Source organism: Collinsella sp. TF06-26, from assembly GCF_002232035.1.
Lineage (GTDB): Bacteria > Actinomycetota > Coriobacteriia > Coriobacteriales > Coriobacteriaceae > Collinsella.
In genome coordinates this window covers 268,725-284,395 of record NZ_NKXR01000001.1, presented here as the reverse complement: position 1 = coordinate 284,395, position 15,671 = coordinate 268,725, and the positions used below count along the sequence as shown (strand labels likewise).

At 68.7% G+C, this 15,671-nt stretch carries 16 protein-coding genes; all 16 read right to left on the bottom strand.

Translation table 11 applies throughout. The features are described 5' to 3' along the window. Nucleotides 1–36: 36 nt before the first annotated feature. The 16 genes from cobK to cbiD are packed head-to-tail and all read right to left on the bottom strand — an operon-like array spanning nucleotide 37 to nucleotide 15,671. The gene (cobK, locus tag CHY22_RS01220; protein ID WP_089571810.1) at nucleotides 37–810 is read right to left on the bottom strand and encodes a precorrin-6A reductase; all 774 of its coding nucleotides are present in this window, start codon (nucleotides 808–810) and stop codon (nucleotides 37–39) included. Beyond that, the gene (locus CHY22_RS01215) at nucleotides 807–1,448 is read right to left on the bottom strand and encodes a precorrin-8X methylmutase (RefSeq protein WP_089571808.1); all 642 of its coding nucleotides are present in this window, start codon (nucleotides 1,446–1,448) and stop codon (nucleotides 807–809) included. The genes cobK and CHY22_RS01215 overlap by 4 nt, the downstream gene beginning before the upstream one ends. Then, complete coding sequence (locus CHY22_RS01210; RefSeq protein ID WP_089571806.1) at nucleotides 1,449–1,964, bottom strand: cob(I)yrinic acid a,c-diamide adenosyltransferase; 516 nt, start codon at nucleotides 1,962–1,964, stop codon at nucleotides 1,449–1,451. Next, nucleotides 1,961–3,460 carry a cobyric acid synthase gene (locus CHY22_RS01205; protein ID WP_233502852.1) on the bottom strand — a complete coding sequence of 500 codons (1,500 nt, stop codon included), beginning with the start codon at nucleotides 3,458–3,460 and terminating at the stop codon, nucleotides 1,961–1,963. Before CHY22_RS01205 ends, CHY22_RS01210 begins: the two co-directional genes overlap by 4 nt. Then, a complete protein-coding gene (locus CHY22_RS01200; RefSeq protein ID WP_158551197.1) occupies nucleotides 3,453–4,676 on the bottom strand; it encodes a histidinol-phosphate transaminase in 1,224 nt (407 codons plus the stop codon). The genes CHY22_RS01205 and CHY22_RS01200 overlap by 8 nt, the downstream gene beginning before the upstream one ends. Further along, complete coding sequence (cbiB, locus tag CHY22_RS01195; protein WP_089571800.1) at nucleotides 4,673–5,647, bottom strand: adenosylcobinamide-phosphate synthase CbiB; 975 nt, start codon at nucleotides 5,645–5,647, stop codon at nucleotides 4,673–4,675. Before cbiB ends, CHY22_RS01200 begins: the two co-directional genes overlap by 4 nt. Then, nucleotides 5,647–6,648, bottom strand: a complete 1,002-nt coding sequence (locus tag CHY22_RS01190) for a histidine phosphatase family protein (RefSeq protein WP_089571798.1) — start codon at nucleotides 6,646–6,648, stop codon at nucleotides 5,647–5,649. The genes cbiB and CHY22_RS01190 overlap by 1 nt, the downstream gene beginning before the upstream one ends. Next, a complete protein-coding gene (cobS, locus tag CHY22_RS01185; RefSeq protein ID WP_089571795.1) occupies nucleotides 6,645–7,412 on the bottom strand; it encodes an adenosylcobinamide-GDP ribazoletransferase in 768 nt (255 codons plus the stop codon). Before cobS ends, CHY22_RS01190 begins: the two co-directional genes overlap by 4 nt. Beyond that, the gene (locus CHY22_RS01180) at nucleotides 7,409–7,957 is read right to left on the bottom strand and encodes a bifunctional adenosylcobinamide kinase/adenosylcobinamide-phosphate guanylyltransferase (RefSeq protein ID WP_089571793.1); all 549 of its coding nucleotides are present in this window, start codon (nucleotides 7,955–7,957) and stop codon (nucleotides 7,409–7,411) included. Before CHY22_RS01180 ends, cobS begins: the two co-directional genes overlap by 4 nt. Further along, nucleotides 7,954–9,096: a nicotinate-nucleotide--dimethylbenzimidazole phosphoribosyltransferase gene (cobT, locus tag CHY22_RS01175; protein WP_089571791.1), complete on the bottom strand. Its 1,143-nt coding sequence runs from the start codon at nucleotides 9,094–9,096 to the stop codon at nucleotides 7,954–7,956. Before cobT ends, CHY22_RS01180 begins: the two co-directional genes overlap by 4 nt. Then, nucleotides 9,089–10,471, bottom strand: coding sequence for a cobyrinate a,c-diamide synthase (locus tag CHY22_RS01170; RefSeq protein WP_233502793.1), 1,383 nt, complete (start codon nucleotides 10,469–10,471; stop codon nucleotides 9,089–9,091). The genes cobT and CHY22_RS01170 overlap by 8 nt, the downstream gene beginning before the upstream one ends. Then, nucleotides 10,468–11,940 (bottom strand): precorrin-6y C5,15-methyltransferase (decarboxylating) subunit CbiE, encoded by a 1,473-nt coding sequence (gene cbiE / locus CHY22_RS01165; protein ID WP_089571789.1) that lies wholly within the window; start codon nucleotides 11,938–11,940, stop codon nucleotides 10,468–10,470. The genes CHY22_RS01170 and cbiE overlap by 4 nt, the downstream gene beginning before the upstream one ends. Further along, the gene (gene cobJ, locus CHY22_RS01160) at nucleotides 11,928–12,671 is read right to left on the bottom strand and encodes a precorrin-3B C(17)-methyltransferase (RefSeq protein ID WP_042435525.1); all 744 of its coding nucleotides are present in this window, start codon (nucleotides 12,669–12,671) and stop codon (nucleotides 11,928–11,930) included. The genes cbiE and cobJ overlap by 13 nt, the downstream gene beginning before the upstream one ends. Beyond that, on the bottom strand, nucleotides 12,671–13,804 hold the full coding sequence (locus CHY22_RS01155; protein ID WP_089571787.1) for a cobalamin biosynthesis protein: 1,134 nt from the start codon (nucleotides 13,802–13,804) through the stop codon (nucleotides 12,671–12,673). The genes cobJ and CHY22_RS01155 overlap by 1 nt, the downstream gene beginning before the upstream one ends. After that, complete coding sequence (cobI, locus tag CHY22_RS01150; protein WP_089571786.1) at nucleotides 13,805–14,494, bottom strand: precorrin-2 C(20)-methyltransferase; 690 nt, start codon at nucleotides 14,492–14,494, stop codon at nucleotides 13,805–13,807. It lies immediately after the preceding gene. Then, nucleotides 14,487–15,671 carry a cobalt-precorrin-5B (C(1))-methyltransferase CbiD gene (cbiD, locus tag CHY22_RS01145; protein ID WP_221696317.1) on the bottom strand — a complete coding sequence of 395 codons (1,185 nt, stop codon included), beginning with the start codon at nucleotides 15,669–15,671 and terminating at the stop codon, nucleotides 14,487–14,489. The genes cobI and cbiD overlap by 8 nt, the downstream gene beginning before the upstream one ends.

Sequence of the window (15,671 nt, the reverse complement as noted above, 5' to 3'; positions counted from 1 at the left end):
CTCGCGGGCGGGAGGGCGCGCAGGCGCGGCAAGCGCCTAGCGCGCGAACTCCCGTAAGAGCACGTCTTCCACTTCCCGAAGCGAAAGGGCCCCGCTTCCCTCGGCGGGACGGGTGACCACGATGCAGCGCGCTCCCACGTCGCGCGCGGCGGCGAGCTTCTCGGCCGTGCCGCCTACGATTCCCGAGTCCTTAGTCACAAGCCACTGGGCGCCCACCTGCCGAAGCATCGCCTCGTTGAGCTCGCGGGTGAAGGGCCCCTGCATGCCGATGACGTGCGACGGCGAAAACCCCGCGTCGATGCACTTCGTTATAGCACCGGGCAGCGGGAGCACACGCACGAAGAAGCGCTCCGCGAAATCGGCGACGCTCGTGTAGGGAGCAAGCTCCTTGCTCCCCGTCGTGAGAAGCGCGCGACCCGGGTTCTCGGAGAGAAAGCGCGCCGCGCAGGCGATCGACGCGACCGGCACGACGCCTTTGGGCAGCGCCTCGACCGGGCGCGCAAGGCGCAGGCATCGTGCACCCACGGCGAGCGAAGCGGCCCGGATGTTGCCGCTTGCGAGCGTAGCGAAGGGGTGCGTGGCGTCGACAACGATGCACGCGCCGGAAAGCTCGCGCTCCATGTCGGCATCGTCGAGCCTGCCCGCATGCACCTCGATGCCCGGAAGCTCGCCCAAAAGCTCGCCTCCGTACTCGGTTGCCGCGTAGGCACGGGCGGGGATGCCCGCCCTGCTCGCCCATTCGCACAGAAGGCGGCCCTCGGTGGTGCCGGCGAAGATGCGCAGCGCCGGCGCGGATGCGGGCGCCGTCACTTCGGGCCGCCTGGGCGCGTGATCTGGTAGAGCAGCGCGTTCATAATGGCAGCCGCCACGGTCGAGCCGCCCTTGCGACCCCTCGCGACGATGGCTGGCACGCGTCGTGCGAGTAGCTCCTCTTTCGCCTCGACCACGTTCACAAACCCGACCGGCACCCCAACGACGAGCGCGGGCGCGATCTTCCCCGCGTCCATGAGCTCGGCGAGGCGCAGAAGTGCTGTGGGAGCGTTGCCGACGGCCACGATGAGCGGACCCTCGATGCCGCAAGCTTTGTCCATGCTCGCAACGGCGCGAGTCGTGCCCGCGGCGCGCGCAGCCGCGGCGACATCAGGGTCGGCCATGAAGCACACGGCCTTGCAGCTGAGCTTCGCGAGCGCGGGCTTGCTTATGCCTGCGAGCGCCATGTTCGTGTCGGTGAGCACCGTGGCCCCTGCGCGCAGTGCGTCGAGCGCACAGTGCGCGGCGTCATGGGTAAACACGAGGGAATCGGCGTACGAGAAGTCGGCAGTGGTGTGGATGACGCGCTTCACGACGGGCTCTTCGAGCGGCGGGAACGTGCGGCCGCCGAGCTCTTCGGTGATGATCTCGAAGCTGCGCCGCTCGATGTCGCCGGGCGCCATCTCCTTGGAATCCATCTAGTACTCCACTCCTTCCCTTGCACATATCCCCTGCTCGTAGGGATGTTTCTTGCACCGCATCTCGGTTATGTAGTCGGCCTTCTCCACGATCTTGCGGGAAGGCGCGCGCCCGGTGAGCGCTACTTCGACGCCGCGCGCGGACATATCGAGCGCGCGGTCCACGAGCGCCTCGTCGACAAGCCCCTTCGAAAGCGCGTCGAGCGCCTCGTCGAGCACGAGCAGTCCCTCTTGCGCGCCCTCGAGCTCGGCAAGCGCGGAAGCGAGGTTCCCATCGTGCAGCTCGCACGTCGCGGCAAGTTCTTCCGACGTCATCGACCAGGTAAACTTGTCCGACACCTTCCCCGCGAACACGGGCACGCCGAAATGCTCGGCGAGCAGGCGCACCTCCCCGCTTTCGCCGTCTTTCAGGAACTGCACGACGACGACGCGGCGGCCTGCAGCGAGCATGCGAAGGGCGAGGCCCATCGCCGCCGTGGTCTTGCCTTTGCCGTCGCCATGATACACGTGGATCATACGCCCTCCTCGATAATGCGGTAGACATACTCCATGTCGAGCGCCCCGCGCACGACGTCGGCCAGGCGGTCGAACTCGCGCGCACGGTGATCGGCCGCGGACGCCGCGCCCGCAGCACCCACGACGTTCTCGGGCAGGCCGCGCATGCGCGCGAGCGAGCGCGCGAGGGCGAGCGCCACCCCCGGTTCGTCGAACAGGCCGTGGAGATAGGTTCCGAACACGTTTCCGCAGGCCGCGCCTTCTGGTTTGCCGCCAATCGTGCCCGCAGGAGCGCAGGAGACGGTCGTTTCGCCGTCGTGAATCTCGTACCCGCGCGCCATCATGCCGTTCCACGCCGAGAACGCGCCTTGGGCGCCCGTGATGCGCAGCTCCGACTGGGCGAGGCGCTTTTCCTCCTTGAACACCGTACTTGCAGGGATGAGCCCGAGCCCGCGCGCGGTGCCAGCGCCTTCCCTGCCGTGCGGGTCGGAAAGCTCGTCTCCCAAAAGCTGGTAGCCTCCGCATATGCCGAGCACCGGCGTGCCCGTGCCCGAAAGCGCGCGTACACAGGCCCCGATGCCGCTAGCCGCAAGCCAGCGCGCGTCGTCGAGCGTAGTCTTCGAGCCGGGAAGCACCACCAGGTCGGGTCGGCCCAGATCGGTCGTCGAGGAAACGTAGCGCACGCCCACGCCGGGCACGCGCGAAAGCGGGTCGAAGTCGGTGAAGTTCGACAGATGCGGAAGACGCACGACGGCGACGTCGATGACGCCGCGCGCCTCGCGGGCAGATAGGCGCGGCGCGAGCGAGTCCTCGTCGTCCAGGTCGAGCGTAAGATACGGCACGACCCCCACGACGGGAACCCCGCACATTTTCTCGAGCGGGGCCAAACCCGGGCGCAGGATTTCCACATCGCCGCGGAACTTGTTCACCACAAGCCCCCGCAAAAGCGCGCGGTCCTCGGGCGCAAGGAGAGCGACCGTGCCGTAGAGCTGGGCAAACACCCCGCCTGGGTCGATGTCGCCCACGAGCAGCACGGGGGAGGACACGGCGCGCGCGAGCCCCATGTTGACGATGTCGTTTTCGGCAAGGTTGATTTCGGCGGGGCTGCCGGCGCCCTCGATGACGATGACGTCGTTATCCTCCGCGAGCGAATCGAACGCCTCCAAAATCTGCGGCATGAGCGCCTTCTTTCGCGCGAAGTAGTCCCTCGCAGCGAAGGCTCCCTGCGCCTTGCCGGCCACGATGAGCTGGCTTCGGTGGCCGCTTTCGGGCTTGAGCAGGATGGGGTTCATGCGCACGTCGGGCGCGATGCCGCACGCCTCGGCCTGCATGATCTGGGCGCGCCCCATCTCGAGCCCGTCGGCCGTGACACCGCTGTTGAGTGCCATGTTCTGGCTCTTGAAGGGAGTCACGCGCAGGCCGTCCTGCGAAAGTACGCGGCACAGCCCCGCCGCAAGCAGGCTCTTCCCCGCGTTCGACATGGTGCCCTGGATCATGATGGGCTTCGCCCTACCCACGGGTATCGACCTCCTTCGCCGAGCCTCGGCCATCCGCGCCCGCCATAGCGCCGCTGAAAGAAGCGCCGCCCCGTTCGTCGGGTTCGCCTTCGCCCGATGCACCTTCCACCCGAAGCACGCGGCTGAACGCCATCGCAAGCCGGGCATTCTCCTTGCGCGTGCGCACCGCGACGCGGCACCAGAAACGGGACAGTACCGAAAACGAGTCGCACGTGCGGACCAAAACCCCCTGTTTATACAGGCGCTCAGGGATGTCTTTCGCCGGCGTGCGGACTAAAAGGAAGTTCGCATCCGACGGCACGACGGAAAGCCCGAGCGAGGAGAGCTCGTGGGAAAGCCACGCTCGCTCGCCCGCCAATACATCGCGCGTGCGCGAGACGTATTCAATGTCTTCCAGGGCGGCGATGCCCGCGGCCTCGGCGACCGAGGAGACGGGCCACGCCTGCCCCGCCCGGCGAATCCCCTCGATGAGTTGGGCGTTTCCGCTGATCAGATATCCCAACCGCAACCCCGCCATTCCGTAGAGCTTGGTGAACGCGGAGAGCACGGCCACATGGCGCGAACACGCGGCGCGTGCGGCCACGCTCCTTTCGCAGGCGTCAGGCGCAAATCCGAGGAAGCACTCGTCCACGACGAGCAGCGCGCCCACCTGCTCGCAGCGGCAAGCCGCGGCATCGATCACGCTGGGGTCGACGAGGCGCCCCGTAGGGTTGTTCGGATTGCAGAGGTACGCCACGTCTCCCGGCCCCTCAATCGCGCGGGCGAAGGAGGCGGGCACGTCGAAGTCGTCCGCTTCAGAGAGCGGGAACTCCTGCACGCATGCGCCGTAGTACGATGCCGCCTCCGCATATTCAGAGAACGTCGGCGCGCACACGACGATGCGTTTCGGGCGCACCGCCGCGGCGAGCCGCCAGATGATGTCGGACGCGCCCGCGCCGCAGACGATAGTATCTTCGGGAATGCCCTGGTCGCGCGCTAGGGCGCGAACGAGGGCGAGGCTTTCCCTATCGGGGTAGGCGTCGATTCGAGAAAGCGCCTTGCAAGCTGCGGCGACGGCGCGCGGCGAGGGGCCTGCCGGATTCACGTTCACCGAGAAGTCAATGAGGTCGGAGGCACCCCCTTCGCAAGCGATGCCGAGCGATTGCGCGCTGCCCCCATGCGTGCGGGCGCGCAGGATTCCCCCGGCAGCCCGGGGCGCGGCGTGGTCTTTCCTCATGCCATCGCCCCCACGGCGAGCACGACCGCCGCGCGCGCGGCGCCGAAGAGGACGAGCGCGCATACGGACGCGGCGAGCATGAGCCTTGTCGCCCGGGCGATGTCGCCCCACTCGATTTCGCGGGACGCGTCGCCTATCGTCGGTTTCTCAACGAGCTTGCCGAAATACACCGCGGGTCCTGCCAGGCGCAGTCCGAGCGCACCCGCGCACGCCGACTCGGTCTGCGCCGCGTTCGGGCTCGCATGGCGACGCCTGTCGCGGCGCCAGATGCGCGCCGCCCCGCGCGCGTCGAGCCCGACGATCGGGCACACGGCGATCATGAGCAGGGCCGATAAGCGCGAGGGAATCCAGTTCACCGCATCGTCGAGGCGCGCCGAGGCGCAGCCGAAGTCGATGTAGCGCTCGTTTTTGTAGCCCACCATGCTGTCGAGCGTGTTCACCGCCTTGTACGCCATGCCCAAGGGCGCACCCCCGATCATAAGGTAGAAAAGCGGCGCGATGACACCGTCGCTCGCGTTCTCCGCCACCGTTTCCACGGCGGCGCGCGCGACGCCCTGCTCGTCGAGAACAGACGTGTCACGTCCCACGATGAGCCCGACGGCTTCGCGCGCCGCGACAAGGCCGCCCTTCGAGAACGCGCGGGCAACGGCCAGGCTCTGGCGGCGCAGCTCGCATGCCGCGAGAATCTGATAGCTCGCCCATGCCTCGGCCACGAAGCGCAAGCCGGAGTGAACCATGCCGCAAACATGCAGGATTCCCCAGGTCAAAAGCCCACACGTAAGCGGAAGCGCCACGGCGAGCACAAGCCCTGCGGCGCGCGTGCCCGCGGACGTTTGCGGGAATGCGCCCCGCAGGCGGCCTTCGGCCCACGTGATCGCGCGCCCCATGGCGACGACGGGATGGGGAAGCCTGCGCGGGTCGCCGAAGGCAAGGTCGGCCGCGAACCCGGCGGCGACGGCAAGAATCGTCATCACCGGGCATCGCCCCCCGAAGCGGGGCGAACGTCGCGAAGGCAGCGCCCATCCCAGGTGGCGGCCCATGCGCCGCCCGGCTCGGTATGCACGTCGAAGTATCCCATTTTCGGGACAGCTAGCTCGGAGAGCAGCGCTTTCACGGTACCCGCGTGAACGACGAAGACGGCGCGCCCACTCCCCTGGGCGCGCTCCGATTTGCATGCCTCCCGAAACGCCGCGACGACGCGGCGGGTGAAATCGCTCTTGCCCTCGCCATGCGGGCAGCGCGTCTCGCACCAGGAGTCCACCCAGGCGCGGTAGCGCGCATCCTCTTTAAGCTCGGCGGCGCTTCGCCCCTCGAAGTCGCCGAAATCCATCTCGCGCAGACCGGGGCACGCCATAAGCTCCGCGTTCGGGAAGAGGATGCGCGCCGTCTGGTCGGTGCGGGCCATGCCGCTCGTGATAACACGGAACACGTCACGATCGCACGCGAGGTCGCGCAAAGCGCGCTCGCCCGCGCTCGACAGGGGCTCGTCGGTGCCCGCCCCGCTGTAGCGATGGTCTTCCGTGCCCGCCGTGGCACCATGGCGCACGAAGACGACTTCCAAAGGCGCGCCCGCGCCCTGCGTCCCTCGAGGCGCATCGGCAAGGTTTCCTTTGATGACCTGGGGAATCCCGCACGTCATGCGCACGACGACGTCGGCGCGCGCAGCGAGCGCGCATCCCAGGCGCCCCGCGCGCTCGCGCCATTGGGCGTCTTCCGCACGCATGGGGACGACCCCCGAGCCGACCAAGGGCAGAATCACTGCGTCGAAGCCGATCAGCCGCTCGAGCGCCCGGTCAGCGTCGAGCGCGCGTACGAGTTCCTCAGCACGGTATGCGACGCGGCCGGCAAAAGCCGCGGGCACGCCGCCCTCCGCAAGCTGCGCCGCGTCGACGAAATCGTCCGCCGCGAACCCGAGCTTTTCACGCACGAAGGTCCTCTTCCCCGAATGCGCGCCACCTACCACGAGCATCATAGGAGCATGCCCCCCGCCACCAGCATGGCAAGCATCGCGAGCTCGGCCCATTGCAGAAACCATCCGGCCAAATCCCCCGTCACCCCGCCGAAGCGGGACAGGGCAACATGGCGGTACCACGCGAGCGCCAAAAGCCCCGCCACCGCCATAAGGGCGCCGACGGCCTGAGCGCACGCGACCATCCCTGCAGCCGAAGCCGCAGCGAAAGCGCAAAGCGGCACGACGATCGCCGCGCGCTTCTTCGCAGGCGAGAGCCCCGCGGCCATGCCGTCCGCCCGCGCGGCAGGCCAGCATTCAACGGCGAGTCCCGAAAGCGCGCGGGAGAACACGAGCGAGCACAGAAGCGCGAGGAACGCCCCCGCCGTAAGCGGCAGCGCGGTGAACAGGGAAAACTGCAGAATAAGGTACACAACAACACCGATAACCCCGAAGGCGCCCGCCCGCGGATCGTGCATGATCTCGAGCTTTCGCTCGCGCGGGGCCCAACTTGCAAGCGCATCGGAGGTGTCGCAGAGCCCGTCTAGGTGGATGCCTCCCGTCACCGCCACAGGCAGCGCCACGAGCACGGCCGCGACGATGGTCGCGGGCACGCCGAGCAGGTTCGCAACGTGTCCCCACGCCGTCATGAGGAACCCTTCCGCAAGGCCCACCAGGGGAAACGCGGCAAGCGCATGGGTTGACCCGAAATCGGTCCAGGCCGATTTCGGGACGGGGATGCGCGAGAACGTTCCGAACGCCGCGCCGATTGCCTCTGCTATCTTCACCTTGTAGGTCCTTCACCTTTCATCCACACGGGAATCCCGCATACCACTTCGACTGCGCGGTCGGCCAGCGCCGCCACGCCCGCGTTCACGCGCGCGAGCGCGCGCCTCCATGCCTCGGTCCCCTCATCGTAGCGCATCCCATCGGCGAACACGTCGACGGTGACCACCACCGTATACGCAGCGGCCTGAGCGAGCCGTTCGATGCCTCCGAGCACCTCGCGCGCCGCAGCGTCGGGGTCACGTGGGGACAAGCCGCCTTCCGCGAAAAGCTCGTTCGCAACCAGGTTGCCCACGTCCTCCAAAAGAAGCGTGCAGCCGCGCGGAAGCCCGGGCACTGCGGCGCCCACGTCACGCGTGCGCTCGAGGGTGGAAAACCCCTTGCCCTCGCGCAGCGCCCGATGGCGCGCGATGCGGCGGGCGCCATCTTCCCCGAAGGGCTCCATCGTTGCCAGGTACACGCGAGGGCCGTCGTGCCCGAGGCACAGGGACTCGGCGTAGGCGCTCTTGCCGCTCGCGGCGGCGCCGATGACGAGCGTCACCGTCATTTCCCGGCCTCGAAATGCTCGTAAGCAGCCATGCCAGTCGCCGTGAACGTCTTCCCATCCCGGTACACGCGCAGCGCCGAATCCAGAAGGGGCAGATACGCCATGGCGCCCGCGCCCTCGCCCAAGTGCATGCCTGCGTCGAGGGGCGCCTTTATGCCGAGCTCGCGAAGGAGCTCCCGGCTTGCGGGTTCGCTTGATGCGTGGGTGCCCACGAGGTAGCCCAAGGCGTTGGGGCACAGGCGCGCCGCGCACAGGGCCGCCGTGCAGGATATGACCCCGTCGAGGAGCGCCGGCGCCTTCGAGACCGCGGCCCCCAGGTAGAAGCCGCACATCGCAGCGATGTCGAAGCCGCCCACCTTCGAGAGCACGTCGATCGGGTCGGCGGGATCGGGCGAGTTCGCGTCGATAGCGCGCTCGACCACGTCGCGCTTGCGCGCGAGCGAGGCGTCCGAGAGCCCCGCGCCGCGCCCGACAAGGCTCCGCGCGTCCGCCCGGATGAGCACTGCGGCCACCGCCGCCGAGGTGGTCGTGTTGCCGATGCCCATCTCGCCCGCGGCGAGAAGGCGCACGCCGGCGCGGGCAAGCCCGCACGCGACGGCGATTCCGACCTCGATCGCGCGCACGGCCCCATCGCGAGACATAGCGGAGCCGTGAGCGATGTTGCCGCTCCCCCGCCGCACGTTCGCGCGCACCATGCGCGCGTCTTCTATGCCCCGGGCCATACCCACGTCGACGGGCACGACCTCGGCACCCGCGAACGCCGCCATGCGGCAGGCGCCCGCGGCCCCCTCGCACATGTTGCGCGCGACGGCTCGCGTCACATCTTGCCCGCTTTGCGACACGCCTTCGGCAACGACCCCGTTGTCGGAGAAGAATACCGCGAGCGCACGGGGAAACTCGGCCACCTCGGCGCTCCCCTGAGCTGCGGCGATACACGCGACGGCGTCTTCAAAGTCGCCCAATCCCCCCAAGGGGTGCGCGATGGAGTCCCACGCGGCGTACGCGGCGGCACGGGCGCACTCGTCTGCGGGCGCGATCCGGGAAAGCGCGGCTTCGAGCACGGCGCCCGGCGCCGACGAGAACGCGCGCTCGACTTCCTCGCGGATGCAGGCAAGCGCGGTTTCGGTTGCTTCAGCCATGCCGCCTCCTCTCTGCGAACGACGCTGCGGCAGACGCGAACGCGCGCGCAACGTCGGGGTTCGCAGGATAGTACACATGCGGGAAGCCCGCCACCAGGGACGGGGTGGTCGTCATGCACGGCCAGCCCTTGTCGCGCCGGGGCTTCTGCGCCCAAAAGTCGCCGCCCGGGCAGGTGGACTGCCAGTAGTGGAACTCGTGCGCGCGGATGCGTGTGCCGCGCGGCCCGTAGAGCCCGTCGCGTTGGGAAGTAAGCTCCACGTACCCGAAATGGGACAGCCTTCCCCCGTTCTCGCTTGCGCCCTCAAGGGCGCCCGCAACAGGCCAGCGCCACCCCTCGCTATCGGCGATTTCGCGCTGCAGGTACAGAAACCCACCGCATTCGGCGACCGTCGGCATGCCGGATTCCACCGCGCGCCGCACCGCCTCGCGCATCGACACGTTCTCGGAGAGCTGCCGCGCATGGAGCTCCGGGTAGCCGCCCCCCAGATAGAGGGCGCTTGTCCCCCGGGGCAACTCGCTATCACACAGGGGGCTGAAAAAGGCCAGCTCGCAACCCAGGTCCTCGAGCGCGCGCAGATTCTCCTCGTAATAGAACGAGAACGCCTCGTCACGCGCGACGGCGACGATGGGCCGCGCTCCCGCGATCGGCTCCAACCGGTAAGGTTCCTCGCGGATATCGGGTGCCGTCGCCGCTATTTCGAGCAAGCGGTCGACGTCGATGCTCTTTTCCACCAGCTCGGCCATCTTGTCGATGCGCGCGGAGAGCTGCTCGACCTCGTCGGCGGTCACAAGCCCCAGATGCCGGCTTTCGAGCGAGAACGCCTCGTCGGCGGGGATAGTCCCCAAAACCGCGACGCCCGTGTGCTTCTCGATCGCAGGCGCCGCGTAGGCGCAGGCAGCGGCGCTCGTCTTGTTCAGCACGACGCCGCGCACGTTCGCACAAGGCAGGAACTCGGCGATGCCGCGGATTACGGCGGCGAGCGATAAAGACGCCCCGCGCCCGTTCACCACTAAAACGACCGGCGTTTCCGTGTCGCGCGCAACCTGGTAGCTGCTCGCGTCGGCCACGCCGGGCGCCATGCCGTCGTAGAAGCCCATGACCCCCTCGAGCACCGCGACATCCGCGCCCGCGGCGCCGCGTGCGAGCAGGGCGCGCAGCGTCGGGGCGTCAGTGAAGAAGCCGTCTAAGTTGCCCGAGCGCGCACCCACGACGCGGCGGTGAAAGAGCGGGTCAATGTAGTCGGGGCCGCATTTGAAGGCCGCGCATGCAAGGCCGCGACGCGCGAGCGCGCGCAGAAGCGCGCACGTGACGACCGTCTTGCCGCTCCCGCTCGAGGGCGCAGCGACCATGAAGCGCGGGATGGACGTGCTCATCTGGCACCGCCTTCCCCACCTGCGTCGTTGCAGTTAGCAAGCGAGACCACCTCAACGGATGGTTTCCCCTCGGTAGAGGGGTCCTCCCCGACAGGCGACTCAGCAAGCGCGCCGACTTCGGCAAGCTCGTCGGCATCCGCGCCCGCACCACGCGCGCTGACGAGGAACACGGGGTTTTGCGCCTTCATAAGATGGTGCGAGCCTACAGCCTCGGCACGGGCGGCCGACACCTGGCACGCCTCGAACCCCTTAAAGCGCGAACCCGAGAGGAGCGCGCACGCCTCGGTGAGCGTCTCAACGGTGACGCATGGCACGCACAGGCGAACCTGCGAGTTCTTCTCGAGCGCCGCCTCCACGATGGAGGGAAGCTCGCCCGCGCTCCCGCCGACAAACACGGCGTCGGGGACGGGCAGTTTCGCGAGCGCTTCGGGGGCGACACCGGGGACCGAATGCACGTTGCCGCACCCGAATGCATCCGCGTTCTCTCGGATGAGCCGCACGCCGGCCGCGTTGCGCTCGACCGCCCATACCGACCCCGCTCGCGCGACGAGCGCCGCCTCGATCGAAACGCTCCCCGTGCCGGCACCGACATCCCACACGGTGTCGGTCGCGGTAAGGCGCAGCTTCGCGAGCGCGACGGCGCGCACCTCCTGCTTGGTCATGGGAACGTCGCCGCGGATGAAGAGCTCGTCGGGAATGCCCGAGGAAGCGTACGGCCAGCGGGAGCTCGCGGCGCGGGATGCGCCCGCAGAGTCCGCCGCGAAAGAAGCCGCCGCGGGCGCAGACGCGCCGGCCGGCGCCTCGGAGGCTGCGCTAGAGCCCGCAGGCGAACCGGCGCAGCCTGCGAACTCGATAAGCATCACGTTCAAGTCGTCGAACGTCTGACCTGCGATTTCACTTGCGGTCGCGCAGGTGATGCGCTCGTCGGGGTACGACAGGCGCTCGGCCACCGTCACGCGCGCGTCCCCGAAGCCCGCCTGCACAAGCTCGCCCGAAAGACGCGAGGGGTCTTCCCCGCCCGACGTGGCGAGGAAGAGCTCACCTGCGCGCTCGGCCTCGGCCACGATGTCGCACGCCACGCCGTGAGCGCTCGCGAAGCGCCAATCCTGCCATGGACGCGCGAGGCGCGCGGCGAGATACGACGCTGAGCTTATGCCGGGAATGACGCGCACGTCCACCCGCGCGTCGCCGGAGAGCGCCTCCACCAGGCGGCGCGCGCCGCTGAACAGCCCCACATCGCCCGTCATCACGACCACGGCGCGCTGCCACGACGCCGCATCAGTGAGCGCGGCGACGATGTCCGCCGTCTTCACGAGCTCGCATCTCACCACGTCGGGCGGCACGTCGATGCCGACAAGCGCGCGATGAGCGCCGATGACCACGTCGGCGATGTCGATCGCGTCGAGCGCCGCACGCGAGAGCAAGTCGGGGTTTCCGGGCCCCGCCCCGATGATCGTTACCTTTCGCATGGAATCTCCCGATACCCGCGCGGCGTGACCATACGGCCGCCTACGCGCTTCGTGTCCGCGTTGCCGACGAACACGGTGGTGAACATGTCGGCGTCGAACTCCCCCAGCTCGGAGAGCCTGCACATGCCCGACTGCTGCCCCTCGCGCCCGATGTTGCGTACCCAGCCGCAGAGCGTGTCGGGGGCCTTCCATTCGAGCATAATCTTCGCCGCGCGCGAGAGCCTGTCGGCGCGCTTTCTGCTGCGCGGGTTGTACAAACAGATGCAGAAGTCGGCGCTCGCCACGGCAGCGAGCCTGCGCTCGATGACCTCCCACGGCGTGAGCAGGTCGGAGAGCGACACGACCGCGAAGTCGTGGGCAAGCGGGGCGCCGAGCACCGCCGACCCGCTCTGAGCCGCGGTGGCCCCGGCGATAACTTCCACGTCTACATCGGGGTAGTCCTCCGCAAGCTCCAGCACGGGGCTCGCCATGCCGTACACGCCCGCGTCACCGCTGCACACGAGCGCCACGGCTTCTCCGCTCTGCGCGCGCGAAAGCGCCAGGCGGCACCGTTCGACCTCGTGCATCATCGGCGTCGCGAGATGCGCCGCGTCGGGCACGGCGGCGAGCGCGAGCTCCACGTATTTCGTGTACCCCACAACGATGTCGGCCGCCTCGAGCGCGCGCCGAGCCGCAATCGTCATGCCGTCGGGGCCGCCCGGGCCGATCCCCACCACGAAGAGCTTTCCCATCACCGCTCCTTAAACGAAAGATCGATAGTTACCTTGGAAAACGCGACGGTCACGCCGCCGTGAGCGAGCTTCGGGAAGATAAGTTTGCCCCCGCCCGCGAGCGCCGCGCGCTCGCACACATTGTCGACCCCCACCGTCGCGCGCACGAAATCAGATGGCGAAACGCTGCCTTCGACCTGCGACAACTCCTCTGCGGAATACGTCGCAAGCGGGATATTGCGCGCGCGGCAGAAGGCGAGCAGACCCTCCTCGTGCGCCTTCACGTCGATCGTCGCCGCCTCGCGCACGGCCGAAGGCGAGATGCCCGCCTGCCCGCACGCGAGAAGAAACGCCTCCCCGATCGCTTCGGCGCACGCACCGCGACGGCACCCTATGCCCGCAACGATGCAGGGCACGACAAGGCGAAGCGACTCGGGCGCAGGCGCCTGCGCCCGCACGCCCGCCGGCTTCCCCGTCACACCGGCGGGTACGACCTCGCCCGTTGTCTCCGCCGCGCGAACGGACGCACCCGCATTCGCGCCAGCGAACGGCGACACGACGATATCGGCCCGAGCGCGGTCGGACGCAATGTCAACCCCTTCAGGCGGCTGTCCCGAAATCGGCATGTCGGAATAGAGTGCCACGCGCCCGCCCGAAAGCAGCCGCGCCGACACTCGCTTGATAGCCTCGGGATTCGAAACGGCGAGCCCCGCACAGCGCGCCCACGTATCCACCGCCCACACGCCGCGGACGTCGGTCGCCGTGGTGATGACGGGGATGGCCCCTGCCGCGCGTGCCACAGTTTGCGCAAGCTCGTTCGCACCGCCCAAATGCCCCGACAAAAGCGGGACGGCAAAGCGCCCCGCCTCGTCGATCACCACAACCGCGGAATCGCTTGCCTTCGAGGCGACATGCGGCGCGATCGCCCGCACGGCGATGCCCGCCGCGCCCACGAACAGAAGCGCGTCCGACGCTTCCCACGCGAGCGCCGTCCATGCGCGCAGGTCGGCCTTCCCCTCGCCGAACCCGCGCGAAACGGAAACGTCCCAGCCAGGGTCATCTTCACCTGTCTGCGCGCAATCGGAAAGCGCGTGTGCGATGCGCTCCGCCAAAGCATACCCCCTCTCAGTGAACGCTATGCAGGAAACCCTCATCTAGCGCACCACCATCGTCGAGAAGTAGCTGCCCCGATCGGGCACATCGTCGAGCGAGCGGTACACGCGCTCGCCCGGAAGCCCACAGTCCTCTACGAGCTCGGCACCGTCGAAGGCGCCCTCCTCGCGAAGGATGCGCTTCGTGTCCGCAAGCGAGCGGCGCGCCTTCATGACCACCTTCGTCCCCGGCCAGCCGATTGCGCGGCGCACGTCGTCGTAGCCGCCGGGCACGATGTGCAGAGGCGACGACATCTCGGGCGTGAGGTCGCGCTCGAGCGCTGCGGCGACCGCGCAGAAGCTCGGCACGCCGGGAATGGCGCGCGCCTCGAACCCGCAGGCGCGAACGTCGGGCGCTATGCGCTGGAAGGTGGCGTAGATGCTCGGGTCCCCCAGGTTCAGCAGCGCGACGTCGCGGACCGCATCCAGGTGCGCGACAAGCTCGCGAACAAGCGAGGCATGCTCGGCCGTGCGGCGCTCGGCGTCGCGCGTCATCGAGAATCGCACGGGGATCACCGTCTTGCCTGTAAGGTCGACGGCGCCGCGCACGATGTCGAGCGCGACCATGGCCCCGTCCGCCGTCTGCGGTGCGGCGATGACCGGACACGATTCGATTGTGCGGACGGCCTTGATCGTGAGCAGCTCGGGGTCGCCAGGCCCCGTGCCCACCCCGTACAGCACGCCTTTACTCATACGTAGCCCCCAATTCCCCGATAACTGCATCGGCGCCCGACGTGCGGAAAAGCTCTCGGCGCTCGGCGTCGAACACGACCGCGGCGATGTCGCATGCGCCCGCCGCGCGGCGGCGCAACCTGTCATCGATTGCCGCAGCGAGCGAGGCGCGCGCAGCGTCCCCCACGCCGGCGGCCTCGATTACCTCGAGCGCCGCCGTGGTCGTGACCGACGACATGATCTCGCGCACGGTCTTCGTGCCCGCGCCGGCCAAGGCCGCGTGGGCGGCCAGAATCTCCGCGCGGCAGTCGGCGGTACGCGAATGGGTGTCCATGATGCCGCCCGCGACCTTCACCAGCTTGCCGATGTGTCCCACAAGAAGGACATTGGTAAATCCCTCGCGAACGCAGCAATCAATCGCATCGCCCACGAAGTTGGAGATGAAGACCACCGGCGCACCGTTTAGGTGGAAATGCCCCGAGATGAACTGTGCGCCGTAGTTGCCGGGCGTGAGCACGACTCCGCGCCGCCCCATAGCCGCATGCTGCCGGATCTCGAGCTCGATGCTGTCGCGCAAGGCAGCGAGGCTGCGCGGCTCGACGATGCCCGTCGTGCCCAGGATGGAGATGCCGTCCTCTATCCCCAGGTGCGGGTTGAAGGTCTTTTCGGCAAGGGCAACACCCTCGGGTACCGAAATCGTCACAGCGATATTTCCAGAAAAGCCGTGCGCGGCGCACACCTCGCGCACCGCCGAAGTGATCATCGCGCGCGGCGTCGCGTTGATGGCGGCCGCCCCCACCGGCTGCTCGAGCCCGGGCAACGTCACGCGCCCCACGCCCACGCCGCCATCGACGGAAACTTCCGATTCGCGCGCGGGCACGCCCTTGCTGCCCGCAGCACCCGTGCCCGACCCCGCATGTTCCACGCGCGCGTACACGAGCACGCCGTCGGTCACATCGGCATCGTCGCCTGCGTCCTTTCGCACGGCGCACTGGGCGCACCCCTCGCCGATACATGCGTCGACCACGTTCGCCTCGACGGGCAGCCCGCCGGGGGTGACGATCGACACGCGGCCGACGGGCTTTCGTGACAAGAGCATCTCGCAGGCCGCCTTCGCCGCGAGCGCGGCGCAGCTCCCCGTGGTGTAGCCGCAGCGCAGGCGGGTCGTCCCGGTATATATGTAGTGCTCGAAGGCCAC